Source organism: Streptomyces sp. NPDC003034 (genome assembly GCF_053591375.1).
Window position 1 is genome coordinate 1 of the sequence record NZ_JBSFTS010000020.1, and the last position, 13,894, is coordinate 13,894.

General features: G+C 72.5%; 11 protein-coding genes, 1 tRNA gene and 1 pseudogene. 7 read left to right on the forward strand and 6 right to left on the reverse strand.

Features of this window, described 5'->3' with window-relative positions:
* Positions 1-132: 132 nt before the first annotated feature.
* Positions 133-1,860, reverse strand: coding sequence for a methionine--tRNA ligase (metG, locus tag ACWDX7_RS19910; protein ID WP_451489502.1), 1,728 nt, complete (start codon positions 1,858-1,860; stop codon positions 133-135).
* Between the two features lie 516 nt (positions 1,861-2,376).
* Between metG and ACWDX7_RS19915 the strand changes: the two genes are divergently transcribed.
* Positions 2,377-2,898, forward strand: a complete 522-nt coding sequence (locus ACWDX7_RS19915) for an RNA polymerase sigma factor (RefSeq protein WP_451489501.1) — start codon at positions 2,377-2,379, stop codon at positions 2,896-2,898.
* 755 nt (positions 2,899-3,653) lie between these two features.
* A pseudogene (locus ACWDX7_RS19920) lies at positions 3,654-4,421 on the forward strand (IclR family transcriptional regulator domain-containing protein); the annotation flags it as partial.
* A 453-nt stretch (positions 4,422-4,874) separates the two neighbouring features.
* Here the strand turns inward: ACWDX7_RS19920 and ACWDX7_RS19925 are convergent.
* Together ACWDX7_RS19925 and ACWDX7_RS19930 are read right to left on the reverse strand one after the other, a co-directional pair.
* Positions 4,875-4,962: transfer RNA gene (locus ACWDX7_RS19925), tRNA-Leu, on the reverse strand.
* 189 nt (positions 4,963-5,151) lie between these two features.
* On the reverse strand, positions 5,152-6,093 hold the full coding sequence (locus ACWDX7_RS19930; RefSeq protein WP_451489500.1) for a beta-ketoacyl-ACP synthase III: 942 nt from the start codon (positions 6,091-6,093) through the stop codon (positions 5,152-5,154).
* A 216-nt stretch (positions 6,094-6,309) separates the two neighbouring features.
* Here ACWDX7_RS19930 and fdhD point away from each other — a divergent pair, with 216 nt between their 5' ends.
* Positions 6,310-7,164, forward strand: coding sequence for a formate dehydrogenase accessory sulfurtransferase FdhD (gene fdhD / locus ACWDX7_RS19935; protein WP_451489499.1), 855 nt, complete (start codon positions 6,310-6,312; stop codon positions 7,162-7,164).
* Positions 7,165-7,230: 66 nt separating this feature from the next.
* On the opposite strand, the gene ACWDX7_RS19940 is transcribed toward fdhD, so the two are convergent.
* Positions 7,231-7,641 (reverse strand): (2Fe-2S) ferredoxin domain-containing protein, encoded by a 411-nt coding sequence (locus tag ACWDX7_RS19940; RefSeq protein WP_451489514.1) that lies wholly within the window; start codon positions 7,639-7,641, stop codon positions 7,231-7,233.
* A 27-nt stretch (positions 7,642-7,668) separates the two neighbouring features.
* A complete protein-coding gene (locus tag ACWDX7_RS19945) occupies positions 7,669-8,799 on the reverse strand; it encodes a bile acid:sodium symporter family protein (RefSeq protein WP_451489498.1) in 1,131 nt (376 codons plus the stop codon).
* Positions 8,800-9,029: 230 nt separating this feature from the next.
* Between ACWDX7_RS19945 and ACWDX7_RS19950 the strand changes: the two genes are divergently transcribed.
* The 4 genes from ACWDX7_RS19950 to ACWDX7_RS19965 all read left to right on the forward strand — a co-directional run bounded on the left by ACWDX7_RS19950 (position 9,030) and on the right by ACWDX7_RS19965 (position 13,416).
* Positions 9,030-9,884, forward strand: coding sequence for a LysR substrate-binding domain-containing protein (locus ACWDX7_RS19950; RefSeq protein ID WP_451489497.1), 855 nt, complete (start codon positions 9,030-9,032; stop codon positions 9,882-9,884).
* Positions 9,885-10,050: 166 nt separating this feature from the next.
* A complete protein-coding gene (locus ACWDX7_RS19955; RefSeq protein ID WP_451489496.1) occupies positions 10,051-11,874 on the forward strand; it encodes an AMP-dependent synthetase/ligase in 1,824 nt (607 codons plus the stop codon).
* A 184-nt stretch (positions 11,875-12,058) separates the two neighbouring features.
* Positions 12,059-12,907 carry an aldo/keto reductase gene (locus ACWDX7_RS19960; protein WP_451489495.1) on the forward strand — a complete coding sequence of 283 codons (849 nt, stop codon included), beginning with the start codon at positions 12,059-12,061 and terminating at the stop codon, positions 12,905-12,907.
* A gap of 89 nt (positions 12,908-12,996) precedes the next feature.
* The gene (locus ACWDX7_RS19965) at positions 12,997-13,416 is read left to right on the forward strand and encodes an RICIN domain-containing protein (RefSeq protein WP_451489494.1); all 420 of its coding nucleotides are present in this window, start codon (positions 12,997-12,999) and stop codon (positions 13,414-13,416) included.
* Between the two features lie 102 nt (positions 13,417-13,518).
* On the opposite strand, the gene ACWDX7_RS19970 is transcribed toward ACWDX7_RS19965, so the two are convergent.
* Positions 13,519-13,824, reverse strand: a complete 306-nt coding sequence (locus ACWDX7_RS19970) for a 4a-hydroxytetrahydrobiopterin dehydratase (protein WP_451489493.1) — start codon at positions 13,822-13,824, stop codon at positions 13,519-13,521.
* Positions 13,825-13,894: the final 70 nt, after the last annotated feature.

Sequence of the window (13,894 nt, forward strand, 5' to 3'; positions counted from 1 at the left end):
GCTTCCGAGGGCCCTGAGGCGTCCGGTCCCTACGGATCTCGAAGTCCATCGCATCCCCTGAACTGGGATGTTGCAACGACTCCTAGAACCCAAGGAACGGGTCGCGCCCCTCAGCTGGTCACACCACGGGCGTCAGCCCGCCTCGGAACCCCCGAAGCGCTCCCGGTACGACTCCAGGTCCTCTTCGGTGATCTTCGCGAAGAGGACCGGCGGCACGGTGAACGGCGTCCCCGCCGGAACCGCGTCGAGTGCCCTCGCCTGCACCGGGGTCACCCACGCCGCCGTGTCGTCGGCGAGCGTGAAGGCGGAGCGCATCGCACGGGCCGAGGCCGGGATGAACGGCTCGGAGACCACCGAGTAGAGGTGGATGAGGTTCATCGCGGTGCGCAGGGTGAGCGCCGCGCCCTCAGGGTCGGTCTTGATCTCCAGCCACGGGGCCTTCTCCTCCAGGTAGGAGTTTCCGGCCGACCACAGGGCGCGCAGCGCGGCCGCGGCCTTGCGGTACTGGAGGGACTCCATGTGGCCCTCGTACTCGGCGAGCAGCTCGGCGATCTGCTCGCCGAGCTTGGCCTCCGCCTCCCCGGCGGCGTTACCGGCGGGCACGTCGTCGCCGAACCGCTTGCGGGAGAAGGACAGCACACGGTTGACGAAGTTGCCGAGGGTGTCGGCGAGGTCCTTGTTGACCGTGGTGGTGAAGTGCTCCCACGTGAAGGAGGAGTCGTCGGACTCGGGCGCGTTGGCGATGAGGAAGTACCGCCAGTAGTCGGCCGGGAGGATCTCCAGCGCCTGGTCGGTGAAGACGCCGCGCTTCTGCGAGGTGGAGAACTTGCCGCCGTAGTAGGTCAGCCAGTTGAAGGCCTTGACGTAGTCGACCTTCTTCCACGGCTCGCGGGTGCCCAGCTCGGTGGCGGGGAACATCACGGTGTGGAAGGGGACGTTGTCCTTGGCCATGAACTCCGTGTAGCGGACGTCGTCGGCCTCGTACCACCAGGACTTCCAGTCCCGGGCGGCCGGATCCGTGGCCGGCGCGGCGTCCGACCACTCCTTCGTCGCGCCGATGTACTCGATCGGGGCGTCGAACCAGACGTAGAAGACCTTGCCCTCGGCGGCCAGCTCGGGCCAGGTGTCGGCCGGGACGGGGACGCCCCAGTCCAGGTCACGGGTGATCGCGCGGTCGTGCAGGCCCTCGGTCAGCCACTTGCGGGCGATGGAGGACGCCAGCTGCGGCCACTCCTCCTCGTGCCGGGCCACCCAGGCCTCGACCTCGACCTGGAGCTTGGACTGGAGGAGGAAGAGGTGCTTGGTCTCGCGGACCTCCAGCTCGGTGGAGCCGGAGATGGCGGAGCGGGGCTCGATCAGGTCCGTGGGGTCCAGGACGCGGGTGCAGTTCTCGCACTGGTCGCCGCGGGCCTTGTCGTAACCGCAGTGGGGACAGGTGCCCTCGACGTAGCGGTCGGGCAGGAAGCGGCCGTCGACCGGCGAGTAGACCTGCCGGATCGCGCGCTCCTCGATGAACCCGTTCGCCTGGAGCCGGCGCGCGAAGTGCTGCGTGATCTCCACGTTCTGCGCGGAGGAGCTGCGGCCGAAGTAGTCGAAGGACAGCGCGAAGCCGTCGTAGACCGCCTTCTGGGCGTCGTGTGCCTGCGCGCAGAACTCGGCGACCGAGAGGCCGGCCTCCTTGGCGGCGAGCTCGGCGGGGGTGCCGTGCTCGTCGGTGGCGCAGATGTAGAGGACGTCGTGGCCGCGCTGGCGGAGGTACCGGGAGTACACATCCGCCGGAAGCATCGACCCGACCATGTTGCCCAGGTGCTTGATCCCGTTGATATAGGGAAGCGCGCTGGTGATCAGGTGTCGAGCCATCCTCGGATGCTCCATTTCATATATGCCGGTACAACATGACGTGCGTGACGGATTGTGATCCGGTTCATCGTATCGAACCGCCGAAACGCCACGCGCAGCACTTTCAAGGGGTGGACGCCATGCCGGCCGCCGCCCGCCGTGTGGCCGCAATGCAAAAGCGAGGACAGTGACCTCTCCGTCACGGCCCTCGCGATGGGGCCCATGCTACAGCCGCGGCGGTTCGCCCCCGACCGCCGGTCGCGGGGCGCTCGGAGGGGGTGCGGCCCCGGTGTGCGCTCCCGCGAGGGGCGGCATATGCATACGGGTCCGACCGGGCACTCGGCATGATCAAGATCGATCACGAGTCGATCATCACCGACCGTTATGCCTCCAGCTTTCTCTTCTGCGCCCCCTGGGTGCGCCCGCGCTGATTTGCTGACACCGGACAGGGGATGAGGTGGAGCGGTGAGCGATGGCGGACCGGAGGAGTCCGGTGGGGCCGTGGGAGTGCCGAGCCGGCGCCGGCGGCCGACTCCCATGAGCCAGTGGAATGCGACGGCGCGCCTGTCGTACTGGGCGTTCCACGGCAACCGACGGCCCGCGTACATGCGCTTCGCGTATCTGCAGCTGGGCTCCGACTCCGCCGCCGAGGAAGCGGTGGACGCGACCTTCGATTCGATCATGAACGAGTGGCTCAGAATGCTCCACATGGACCGGCTGGACGCCTACGCCTGGACCGTCCTCAAGCACTGCATCGTCGACCGGCAGCCCCGGCGCGATCCCTCGCCCGGGCCGATGGACATCAGCGCCTTCGAGGCCGCCCTCAAAGAGGCCCACGCCGACCAGTACGAGGTGCTGAGCGACACCATCCGCTTCTACTCCGCGGTCTCCCGGCTCGCCGAACGCCAGCGCGACTCCGTGCTGCTGCGCTACGGGCTCCGGTGCAGCCCCGGTGAGGCGGCCGCGGTGATGGGGGTCGACGAGGCCACGGTCCGCTCGTACCTCGGCCAGGCCCACCGCCGGCTCTCCCGCCTGCTCGACGCGTCCGCCGAATCATGAGGTGGCACGAACGGCATGAGCGGCCCGAGGGCGACGCCGCCCCCCGCTCCCTGGCCGAGTTCCTGTCCCGCGCCGGCGTCCGCGACCGCTACCCGCACTACGACCTCGGCGCGGCCGAGGCCCGGCTGCTGCGTGCGCCGCACCACCCTCCCCCGGGCATCCGGGGCCGGCGCCGTTCCTACGGCTGGAGCGACCCGGCCCGCGACTGCCCGCTCGACGCCGAACGGGCCCGGCGCGACCTCAAGGCCGCCTGCCTGGCCGCCGTATGCTCGCCCCGGGCCGCCGCCCGGCTCGGTTCCTTCATCGACGACGGCCACGCCGACCTGCCCGGCGCCGTCGTCTTCGGCTGCCTGCTGCACCTCGCCGGGCTGCGCGAGGGCGCGCGTTTCTGGTGGCAGTTCGCCGCCGGTTCCGGGGGCCCGCGGACCGCGCCGGCCGCGTACTGCCTCTTCCTCGACCACTCCCGGCGCGGTGAGCACCACGACGCCCGGCACTGGGCGCGCGAGCTGGCCCGCCGCGACTTCCGGCCGAGCGGGCGCCGCGATCTGCGGGAGGTGCGGCTGTGCGCGCAGGCGGCCGTCCTGCGCTACGTCGACCAGCGCGAGGATCCCGATCTGGGCCCGGTGCCGCTGCCGCTGCCGGGACTGCCGGAGACGCTGGCCGCGTTCCTGCCGCTGCCCGCCCCCACCGTCCGGCCCGCCGTCCCGGTGGTCCCGCCCCGCCCGGGCGCCCGGGCGCCGCGCCGCCCCGCGGTGATGTCGGCAGCCCGTCGGAGCACGCCGGCAGAAGGTACCGGCGAGGCCCTGGCGGAGGCCCGGCGCGCGCTGGCCCTCGTACGGGTCCTCGAACGGCACCCGCTGGGGGTGCGGGCCGCGCAGCTCGGCCGGGAGGCGGGCCTGGCCGAAGCGGAACTGGGGCCGCTGCTCTCGATGTTGTGCGAGGAGGAGTACGCGTACCGCCCGGGCGAGGACGTGTACAGCGGCGGGCCGGCCCTGGACCGGCTCGCCGCCCCCGGAAACAGCGGCCTGGTGGGGCAGCTCCAGCGCACTCTGGCCCTGGCCCGGGACAGCGCGGGCGCCGCCGTCTACCTCAGCCGGTACGCCGAGGGCGAGGTCCGGATCACGCAGATGGCCGACGGGCCCGGGGCTCCGCGGGTGCGGGAGTGGGTGGACTTCCGGGCCGCCGCCCATGCCAGCGCGGTCGGAAAGTGCCTGTTGACCCAGCTCGACCACGACGGGCGTCGCGATCACGTGGCCCGGCACCGGCCCGCACGTCTCACCGCGCAGACCATCACGGACAGCCGGGCACTGTTCTCCGCCCTCGATGCGGTGGCCCCGGGCGCGCCCGTCTTCGACCTGCTGGAGTACTCCCCCGGGGTCGTCTGCTCGGCGGTTCCGATCGCGATCGGCGGCGCCGCCGGGAGTCTCGCGCTCTCCCTGCCCGCGGCCCGTGCGCACCGCCTGCCCGCCGCCACGGAGGCCCTGCGCCGCAAGGCGGTCCCCGTCCTGCTGGCGCTGCTGCTGACGGGCGCGATCCCGCCGGACGCCCCGGAGACCCCGAACGCCCTGGACCCGCGTACGCCGCTCACCCGGACCCCGGCCGGGCCGCAGACGCGGATCCCGACGAAGGCTCCGCTCACCCCGGAGACCCTGCGCCACCTGCGCCGCCTCTTCCGCACCCCGGTCAGCCGCACGGCGGCGGCCTCACCGGCCGGAGGCCCACACCTGGTCAGCGACACCACGGCGGCAGCGGCCTACCTCTTCGACGCCCTTGAGGACACCGACCCGCCCCGCCTGTCCCTCCCGCACACCTTCACCCAGGTCACCCCCGGCAGCCTGACCCCCCCAACCGGCCTGGTGGTCCTCCACACCTGACCCCCCACAACACCCGCGCCGCCCGCCACCACGGCGGCGCGGCCGCCATGCCACGGCCACCGGAAAACAAGAAGAACCCCACACATCGTGTGGGGTTCTTGCTGGTGTCCGAGGGGGGACTTGAACCCCCACGCCCGATAAAGGGCACTAGCACCTCAAGCTAGCGCGTCTGCCATTCCGCCACCCGGACCAGGTGATCGGCCCCGGTTTCCCGCGGCGACATGGACAACAATAGCAAAGGATCGGCCGGGCTCCGACCACTTATCCGACCGGCGGTAGTCCCGCCACGCCGCGCTGACCTGCACGCATGCGTCACACTCCGCCGCGGGGACGCGGCGTCTCGCCGGGCCTGCGCGGGCGCGGTGGCGCGGTCAGGGGATTACGGGCAGCGGATGACCTGGCCGGCGTAGGAGAGGTTGCCGCCGAAGCCGAAGAGGAGGACCGGGGCGCCGGAGGGGATCTCGCCGCGTTCCACCAGCTTCGACAGCGCCATCGGGATGCTGGCGGCCGAGGTGTTGCCGGAGTCCACGACATCGCGCGCGACGACCGCGTTGACGGCGCCGATCTTGTGCGCGAGGGGTTCGATGATGCGCAGGTTGGCCTGGTGGAGCACGACCGCGGCCAGCTCTTCCGGCGTGACGCCGGCCTTCTCGCACACCTTGCGGGCGAGCGGCGGGAGCTGGCTGGTGGTCCAGCGGTAGACGGACTGGCCCTCCTGGGCGAAGACCGGCGGCGAGCCCTCGATCCGGACCGCGTTGCCCATCTCCGGAACCGAGCCCCACAGCACCGGGCCGATGGCGGGCTCGTCGCAGGCCTCCACGACGGCGGCGCCGGCCCCGTCGCCGGTCAGCACGCAGGTCGTGCGGTCGGTCCAGTCGGTGATCTCGGTCATCTTGTCGGCGCCGATGACCAGGGCGCGGGTGGCGGAGCCGGCCCGGATGGCGTGGTCGGCGGTGGCCAGGGCGTGCGTGAAGCCGGAGCAGACCACATTGAGGTCCATCACGGCGGGCCCGCTGCCCATGCCCAGCTTGGCGGCGACGCGGGCGGCCATGTTGGGCGAGCGGTCGATCGCCGTGGAGGTGGCGACCAGGACGAGGTCGATGTCGTCGGGGCTGAGCCCGGCGCTCGCCAGGGCCTTGCCCGCGGCCTGGAAGGCCAGCTCGTCCACCGGCTCTTCGGGGCCCGCCATGTGGCGGGTCTTGATGCCCACGCGCGACCGGATCCACTCGTCCGTGGTGTCGACCATGACCGCGAGGTCCTCGTTGGTGAGCACTTTCGCGGGCTGGTAGTGCCCTAGCGCCACCACGCGTGAACCGGTCATGGGCGGGGTCCCCCCTCGTAGACAGTCAGGATCACCCAGCTTTGCCTGCTACCGGCTGGTACGTGTGCGCGTGACCCGACAGGATTCGGGGGCTTGAATTTGGAGAGTCCCGAGGATCCGGCTGCCGGGGGCGGGGACGGAAGCGGAACCGGGACAATGGCTCGTGAGCTTCACGATGGGCTACGCGACGAGTACGGATGGGATGGGCTGATCGCCATGGGACGGGTCACCGAGCGCCGCCGCGTCGTGCGGATCCGGAACGGGGTGGTCGGCACCCGCCCGGACACCCTGGTCGCGGAGGAGCCGTTGGAGATTCGGCTGGACGGCAAACCCCTGGCCATCACGATGCGTACGCCGGGCGACGACTTCGCGCTGGCCGTGGGCTTCCTGGTGAGCGAGGGCGTGCTCGGCTCCGCCTCGGACGTACGGGCCGTCACCTACTGCGAGGGCGCGACGGAGAACGGTACGAACACCTACAACGTCGTCAACGTGCAGCTGGCGCCCGGCGTGCCCGTGCCCGACATCTCGCTGGAGCGGAACGTCTACACCACCTCCTCCTGCGGCCTGTGCGGCAAGGCCAGCCTGGACGCGGTCCGTACGGCGACCCGCTTCCCGGGGGCTGCCGCGGCCGACGCGGTACGGATCCCCGCCGGTCTCCTCGGAACGCTCCCGGACCGGCTGCGCGCGGCCCAGAAGGTCTTCGACCGTACGGGCGGGCTGCATGCGGCCGGACTGTTCTCGGGGGAGGGCGAGCTGCTCGACGTACGGGAGGACGTGGGGCGGCACAACGCGGTGGACAAGGTCGTCGGCCGGGCGCTGCGGGCCGGGCGGCTGCCGCTGAGCGGAACGGTCCTGCTGGTGTCGGGCCGGGCCTCCTTCGAGCTGGCGCAGAAGGCCGTGATGGCGGGGATCCCGGTGCTGGCCGCCGTCTCGGCCCCCTCCTCGCTCGCGGTGGACCTGGCGCTGGAGTCCGGTCTGACGCTGGTGGGGTTCCTGCGCGGGGCTGACATGAACGTCTACGCGGGCGAGGAGCGGATCGTCCTGCCGGGAGGCGGGGACCCGGCCCGCTAGAAGGGCGGGCCGGGCCGGGCGCGCGGCGGCGGCACGGGCGTACCGGTACCTACTGGGGCCGGTCGCTCAGCGGCGGCGGGAGCGGCGCGGTGCGGGCTTGGCGGGCGCCGGGGCGGGCGGTTCGATGCGGTGGAGGTCCAAGGTCGGCGGCAGCGGGACGGCGCCCGGGCCGCCGGCCTCGGCCCAGGCGATGATCTCGTCGGTCGCGGTGTCGTCCAGCGCCCAGCCGAACCAGGCCGCGCGGGCGCCGCGGCGGCGGGCCTCGGTGGTGGGCTGCACCACGATGACGTTGGCCTGGGCGCAGGGGCCGAGGCAGTCGCTCGTACGGACGGCCAGCCGCCCTTCGGAGGCCTCGGCGGCCGCGCGCAGGCGGGCGAGCTGGCCGGCGTGGTCCGAGCCGGGGTTCTTGCGGGGGTCGCCGCAGCAGCAGCCGCGGCAGACCACCAGGGTGCAGGGGCGTTCGGCGCGGGCGGCCATCGGGCGTATCCAGGTCACCGCCGCACGTTACCGGGCCTGGGGGGCGGGGTGTTGGGACGACTGGGAGACCTCCGCCACACGCACGGAGGGCAGTTCGGCCCCGCAGCCCTCGGCCGCCGGCTCAAGCGCCTCCGCGTCCGTGGCCGCCGGCTCAAGCGCCTCCGGGTCCGTGGCCGCCGGATCCAGCGCCTCCGGGTCCTGGGCACGGCGGCGGGCCAGCACCGCGCAGACCATCAGCTGCATCTGGTGGAAGATCATGAGCGGCAGCACGGCGAGGGCGGCCTGCGCCCCGAACAGCACGCTCGCCATGGGGAGTCCGGCCGCCAGGCTCTTCTCCGACCCGGCCAGCTGGATGGTGACGCGGTCCGCCCGGCCGAAGCCGAGGCGCGCCGCGCCGTACCAGGTGACGAGGAGCATGACGGCGAGGAGTACGGCCTCCACCGCCATCAGGACGCCGAGGCGCGCGGCGCTGACCTGGTGCCAGATCCCCGCGACCATGCCCGCGCTGAAGGCGGTGTAGACGACGAGCAGTATCGAGCCGCGGTCGACGTAGCCGAGCACCTTCTTGTGGCGGACGAGGAAGCCGCCGACCCAGCGCCGCGTGAACTGCCCGAGCAGGAAGGGCAGCAGCAGCTGGAGGACGATCTTGAGGAGGGAGTCGGGGGAGAAGCCCCCTACGTCGCCGCCCAGCAGAGCGGCGGCGAGGAGCGGGGTGAGCAGGATGCCCGCGAGGCTGGAGAAGGAGCCGGCGCAGATGGCGGCGGGGACGTTGCCCCGGGCGATCGAGGTGAAGGCGATGGAGGACTGGATGGTCGAGGGGACCAGGCAGAGGAAGAGCAGCCCGCTGTAGAGCGGCGGTGTCAGGAGGGTGGGCACGAGGCCGCGGGCGGCGAGGCCGAGGAGGGGGAAGAGGAGGAAGGTGGCGGCGATCACGGTGAGGTGCAGCCGCCAGTGGCGCAGGCCGCCCTGGACCTCGCGGGTCGAGAGACGGGCGCCGTAGAGGAAGAAGAGCAGGCCCACGGCGGCGGTGGAAGCGCCGCCCGCGACGGTGGCGGCCGGGCCGCGGGCGGGCAGCAGGGCGGCGAGGCCGACGGTGCCGAGCAGGGCCAGGACGTACGGGTCCAGGGGCAGCCGGGCGGGGAGGTGCGGGCGGCGCATGGGCGGTGCTCACTTGCTCTCGGAACGGGACGGGGCGGGGCAGTACGGGCGGCGCGGTGACGCCAGGGCGGTACGGGGCCACCAGGGCGGTACGGGGCCACCAGGGCGGGACCGGCGAAAGGGCGGGGCGGCCGCCCTGCCCGTCCCCTGTCATGGTCGGGGGTGGGCCGGTCATCGGGAAACACGTACACCGGACTCACTGCTATCGCGGTCCGCAATAGCATGGGGGCATGTACGACCCCGTTCAGCTCCGTACGTTCCTCACGGTGGCCCAGACCCTCAGCTTCACCCAGGCCGCCGGGCGGCTCGGCGTACGGCAGTCCACGGTCAGCCAGCACGTGCGACGGCTGGAGGAGGCGACGGGACGCCTGCTGTTCGCCAGGGACACGCACCGCGTGGAGCTGACGGAGGACGGTGAGGCGCTGCTCGGCTTCGCACGGACGATTCTGCAGGCGCACGAGCGGGCGGCGGCGTTCTTCGCGGGGACGCGGCTACGGGGACGGCTGCGGTTCGGGGCCTCGGAGGACTTCGTACTGACGCGGCTGCCCGAGATCCTGGAGGGCTTCCGGCACGAGCATCCCGAGGTGGACCTGGAGCTGTCGGTGGAACTGTCGGGGACGCTGCACGAACGGCTCGACGCGGGACGCCTCGACCTGGTGCTGGCCAAGCGGCGCGGCCCGGGGGACGAGCGGGGCCGGCTGGTGTGGCGGGACCGGATGGTGTGGATCGGGGCCGAGGGGCTGCGGGTGGACCCCGAGCGTCCTGTTCCGCTCATCGTCTTCCCGCCGCCGGGCATCACCCGGGCCCGGGCGCTGGAGGTGCTGGAACGCGAGGGCCGGGCCTGGCGGATCGCGTGCACGAGCGGCAGCCTGAGCGGACTGGTCGCCGCGGCGAGGGCCGGGCTGGGCGTGATGGCGCATACCCGGGGGCTGATCCCGCCCGGCCTGGTTCGGGTGGGGGGCCTGCCGGAGCTGGGGCCGGTGGAGTTCGCGCTGCTGCGTGGTGCGCGCGGCGGCGGGCCGGCGGCCGAGGCCCTCGCCGCGGCCGTCCTCTCGGGCGCGGACCGCATCAGCCGACCGGCCTGACCGATCACCTCCCCGTCCCTGACCGGCCACCTCCCCGTCCCTGACCGGCCCGGCACCGGCGCTGGTGGGCGCACCGGCTGAGGAGGTCTTGTGGAGGTATCCGAAGGCTGGTCGACTGCCCTCGGGCGTGGGATAGCGTCGCCGCGCTGGGCGAGAGGAGCGGGCCTTGCGGGAGATCACCGTCCCACCGGTCGTCACGGCCACCGCCGTCGGCGGCCTGGCCGACTCCGTCTTCGCGCATGCCCGTCAGGCACCCGGCCGGGTGGTGCTCGGCCGCAAGACCCACGGCGTCTGGCGGGACGTGACCTCCGGGGAGCTGGCCGCCGAGGTGCTCGCCCTCGCCAAGGGGCTGCTGGCCCAGGGGGTGGGGTTCGGGGACCGGGTCGCCGTGATGTCCCGCACCCGGTACGAGTGGACCCTCTTCGACTTCGCCCTGTGGGCGATCGGCGCCCAGCCCGTTCCCGTCTACCCGACCTCCTCCGCCGACCAGGTCCACTGGATCCTGTACGACTCCCAGTGCACGGCCTGCGTCGTCGAAAACGAGGACCAGGCCATGACCGTCGGCTCGGTCATCGACCGGCTCCCGCTCCTTCGGCTGCTGTGGCAGCTCGACGCGGGGGCGGTCGAGGCACTGGTGGCGGACGGACGCAAAGTCGCCGAGGACGTGGTGCACCGCCATCGCGGCGCCGTGACCCCCGACGCGGTGGCCACCGTCATCTACACCTCCGGCACCACCGGCCGGCCCAAGGGGTGCGTGCTCACCCACGCCAACTTCATGTACGAGGCCGACACGCTGGCGAGCCGCTGGGAGTCCGTCTTCCGGGCCGGGCCCGGTGAGCAGCCGTCCACCCTGCTCTTCCTGCCGCTGGCGCACGTCTTCGGACGGATGGTGGAGGTGGCGGCCGTGAGGTCCCGCGTGAAACTCGGTCACCAGCCCGTGCTGGCCGCGTCCGAGTTACTGCCGGATCTCGTCGCGTTCCGGCCGACCTTCGTGCTGGGGGTTCCGTACGTCTTCGAGAAGGTCTTCGCCGCGGCCCGCCGCGCCGCCGAGTCACAGGGGCGCACCGGCTTCTTCGACCGGGCGGTGGAAACCGCCGTGCGGTACGCCGAGGCGCGCGAGGAGCGGGCGTTCGGCATCGCACCCGGGCCCTCCGCGGGGCTGCGGATGGAGCACCGGCTGTTCGACCGGCTGGTGTACGGGAAGGTCCGCGAGGCGATGGGCGGCCGGGTGCGGCACGCCATGTCGGGCGGATCGGCGATGTCGCGCCGCCTGGGGCTCTTCTTCGACGGCGCCGGGATCACGGTCTTCGAGGGGTACGGCCTCACGGAGACGTGCGCGGCGGCGACCGCGAACCCGCCGGGGGCGACGAAGTACGGCACGGTGGGCCCGCCGATCCCGGGCAGCACCGTCCACATCGCCGAGGACGGAGAGATCTGGCTGCACGGCGGCCACGTCTTCTCCGGCTACCTCAACGACACCCCTTCCACCGAAGCCGTGCTGCGCGACGGCTGGCTGGCGACCGGGGACCTGGGACGGCTGGACGAGGACGGCTACCTCACCATCACCGGGCGCAAGAAGGAGATCCTGGTGACCTCCAACGGCAAGAGCGTCGCTCCGAATGCCTTGGAGGAGCGGGTGCGTTCGCATCCGCTGGTGTCGCAGTGCGTGCTGGTGGGCAATGACCGGCCGTACATCGCGGCCCTGCTCACGCTGGACATGGAGGGCGTGGCCCACTGGTTGTCGATGCGCGGCCGCCCGCAGGTGGTGGCGGCCGACCTGGTGGACGACGCGGAGCTGATGGTGGAGGTCCGCCGGGCGGTGGTGGCCGCCAACACCCTGGTCTCGCAGGCGGAAGCGATCCGCACCTTCCGGGTGCTGGGCGAGGAGTTCACGGAGGACCGGGGCCTGCTGACGCCGTCCCTGAAGCTCAAGCGCCGGGCCATCGAGAAGGTGTACGCGAGGGAGGTGGCGTCTCTCTACGAGCCGTGAGGCCGACCGCGGCGAGGACCCCATGGCGGGCCGGGACCCGTGGCCGGGAAGGGGACGGCAACCGTGGCGGGAACGGTACTCCGTAGCGGGAATACGGCGTGCGCGGGCCCGGTTGTGGCCCCTCGTACGGCGGCACCTCCTACGTATGCACGCAGCCACCCCGACCGTGAGGGAACGATCAGACGTGAACCAGGTCCCCACCATCAAGCTCAACAACGGCACGCTCATGCCCCAGATCGGCTTCGGCGTCTGGCAGGTTCCGGACGCGGATGCGCAACGGACCGTCGCCACCGCGCTGGAGGCGGGCTACCGCAGCATCGACACGGCGGCCGCCTACGGCAACGAAGCCGGCACGGGCAAGGCCCTGGCCGCGTCGGGCCTGCCGCGCGCGGAACTGTTCGTCACCACCAAGCTGTGGAACGGTCCGTCGCGCACCTGGGGCCGGGACGAGGTGCTGCGCGCCTTCGACGACTCCCTCGCCAAGCTGGCCCTGGACCACGTCGACCTGTACCTCATCCACTGGCCGCGCCCGATGCGCGACGACTTCGTCTCCATCTGGAAGACCTTCGAGGAGATCGCCGACAGCGGCCGCGCCAAGGCGGTCGGCGTGTCGAACTTCCGCCCGGCCGACCTGGACCGGATCGCCGCCGAGAGCGCGCTGGTCCCGGCCGTGAACCAGATCGAGCTGCACCCGCTCTTCCCCCAGGCCGAGCTGCGGGCCCTGCACGCCGAACGCGGGATCGCCACCGAGGCCTGGTCTCCGCTGGCCCAGGGCAAGGGGCTGCTGACGCTCCCGGCCGTGGCGGAAGTCGCCGCCAAGTACGGTCGCACCGCCGCGCAAGTGGTGCTGCGCTGGCACCTCCAGCACGGGAACATCGTGATCCCGAAGTCCGTGACGCCCTCCCGCATCCGGGAGAACCTGGACGTCTTCGGCTTCGAGCTGGACGCCTCGGACGTCGCCGCTCTCGAAGCGCTGGGGGCGGGCGGTGCGGGCCGCCGGACCGGGCCGGACCCGGCCGTCTTCGATGCCTGAGAGCCGGGTCGGGGTCCGGGTCCGGGCGCGGGTGCGGCCCGAGTGCGGCTCCGGGCCTGTCCGAACCGGGCGAGAGTGAGACCGCGCGCATGAACGTCCCCGACGGGCGCTACCGGGTCCGCAACGTGGCCAGCGGGCTGCTGCTCCAGGTGGAGAGCAGCAACCGGGTGCGGGTGGGCGCCGAGGTCCTGGTACCGGCGTCACAGGAGTGGCGGATCTCGCCCGTCCACAGCGGCGGCGGGATCTTCCACGTCGTCAGCGTCCACAACGGCAAACGGCTGGATGTCGCCAACGCGTCGACGGAGAACGGCACCCGCGTGCAGGTGTGGAAGGCGAACGCCTTCGGGGCCCAGGAGTGGATCGTCGAGGAGCACCTCGACGCGCCGGGCGTGGTCTCCCTGATCGCCGCCATCAGCGGGCTGTCGCTGGAGGCGGACGAGGAGGGCCGCGCCCGCCAGTGCGAGGACGACGACTCACCGGCCCAGTGGTGGCGCCTGGAACCCCTCTGACCGGCCCCCGGCCCCCTCACCGGCCCGAGCCCTCTCGCCCGGACCGGACGCGGCCGGGCGAGTCGGGGGGCCCTACGTAGGGGCCCGGCACCCGGTGCGGTCTCAGCGCGCGCCGTGGGCCGGGGCGAGGGACTCGACCCGCTCGGCGAGTTTGAAATCCCGCTCGGTGACCGCGCCGCCCACGTCATGGCTGTTCACCGACAGGTGGACCGTGTTGTAGCCGAGCGTGAGGTCGGAGTGGTGGTCCAACTCCTCCTGCACGGCGGCGATGTGCGCGACGAGAGCGCTGGCGGCGACGTGCCCGCCCAGGCGGTAGCGGCGGACGAGGCGCTCGTCCTCGTAGGACCAGCCCGGGAGCTCCCGCAAGCGGTCCTCGATCTCCTTCTGCGAAAGCGGCTCACTGGGCATCTGCAGGCTCCTTCTCGCCGTGACGTGGAGTCAAGGTTCGCACAGCGCGGGGCGCTGCGTTCCTTTCACG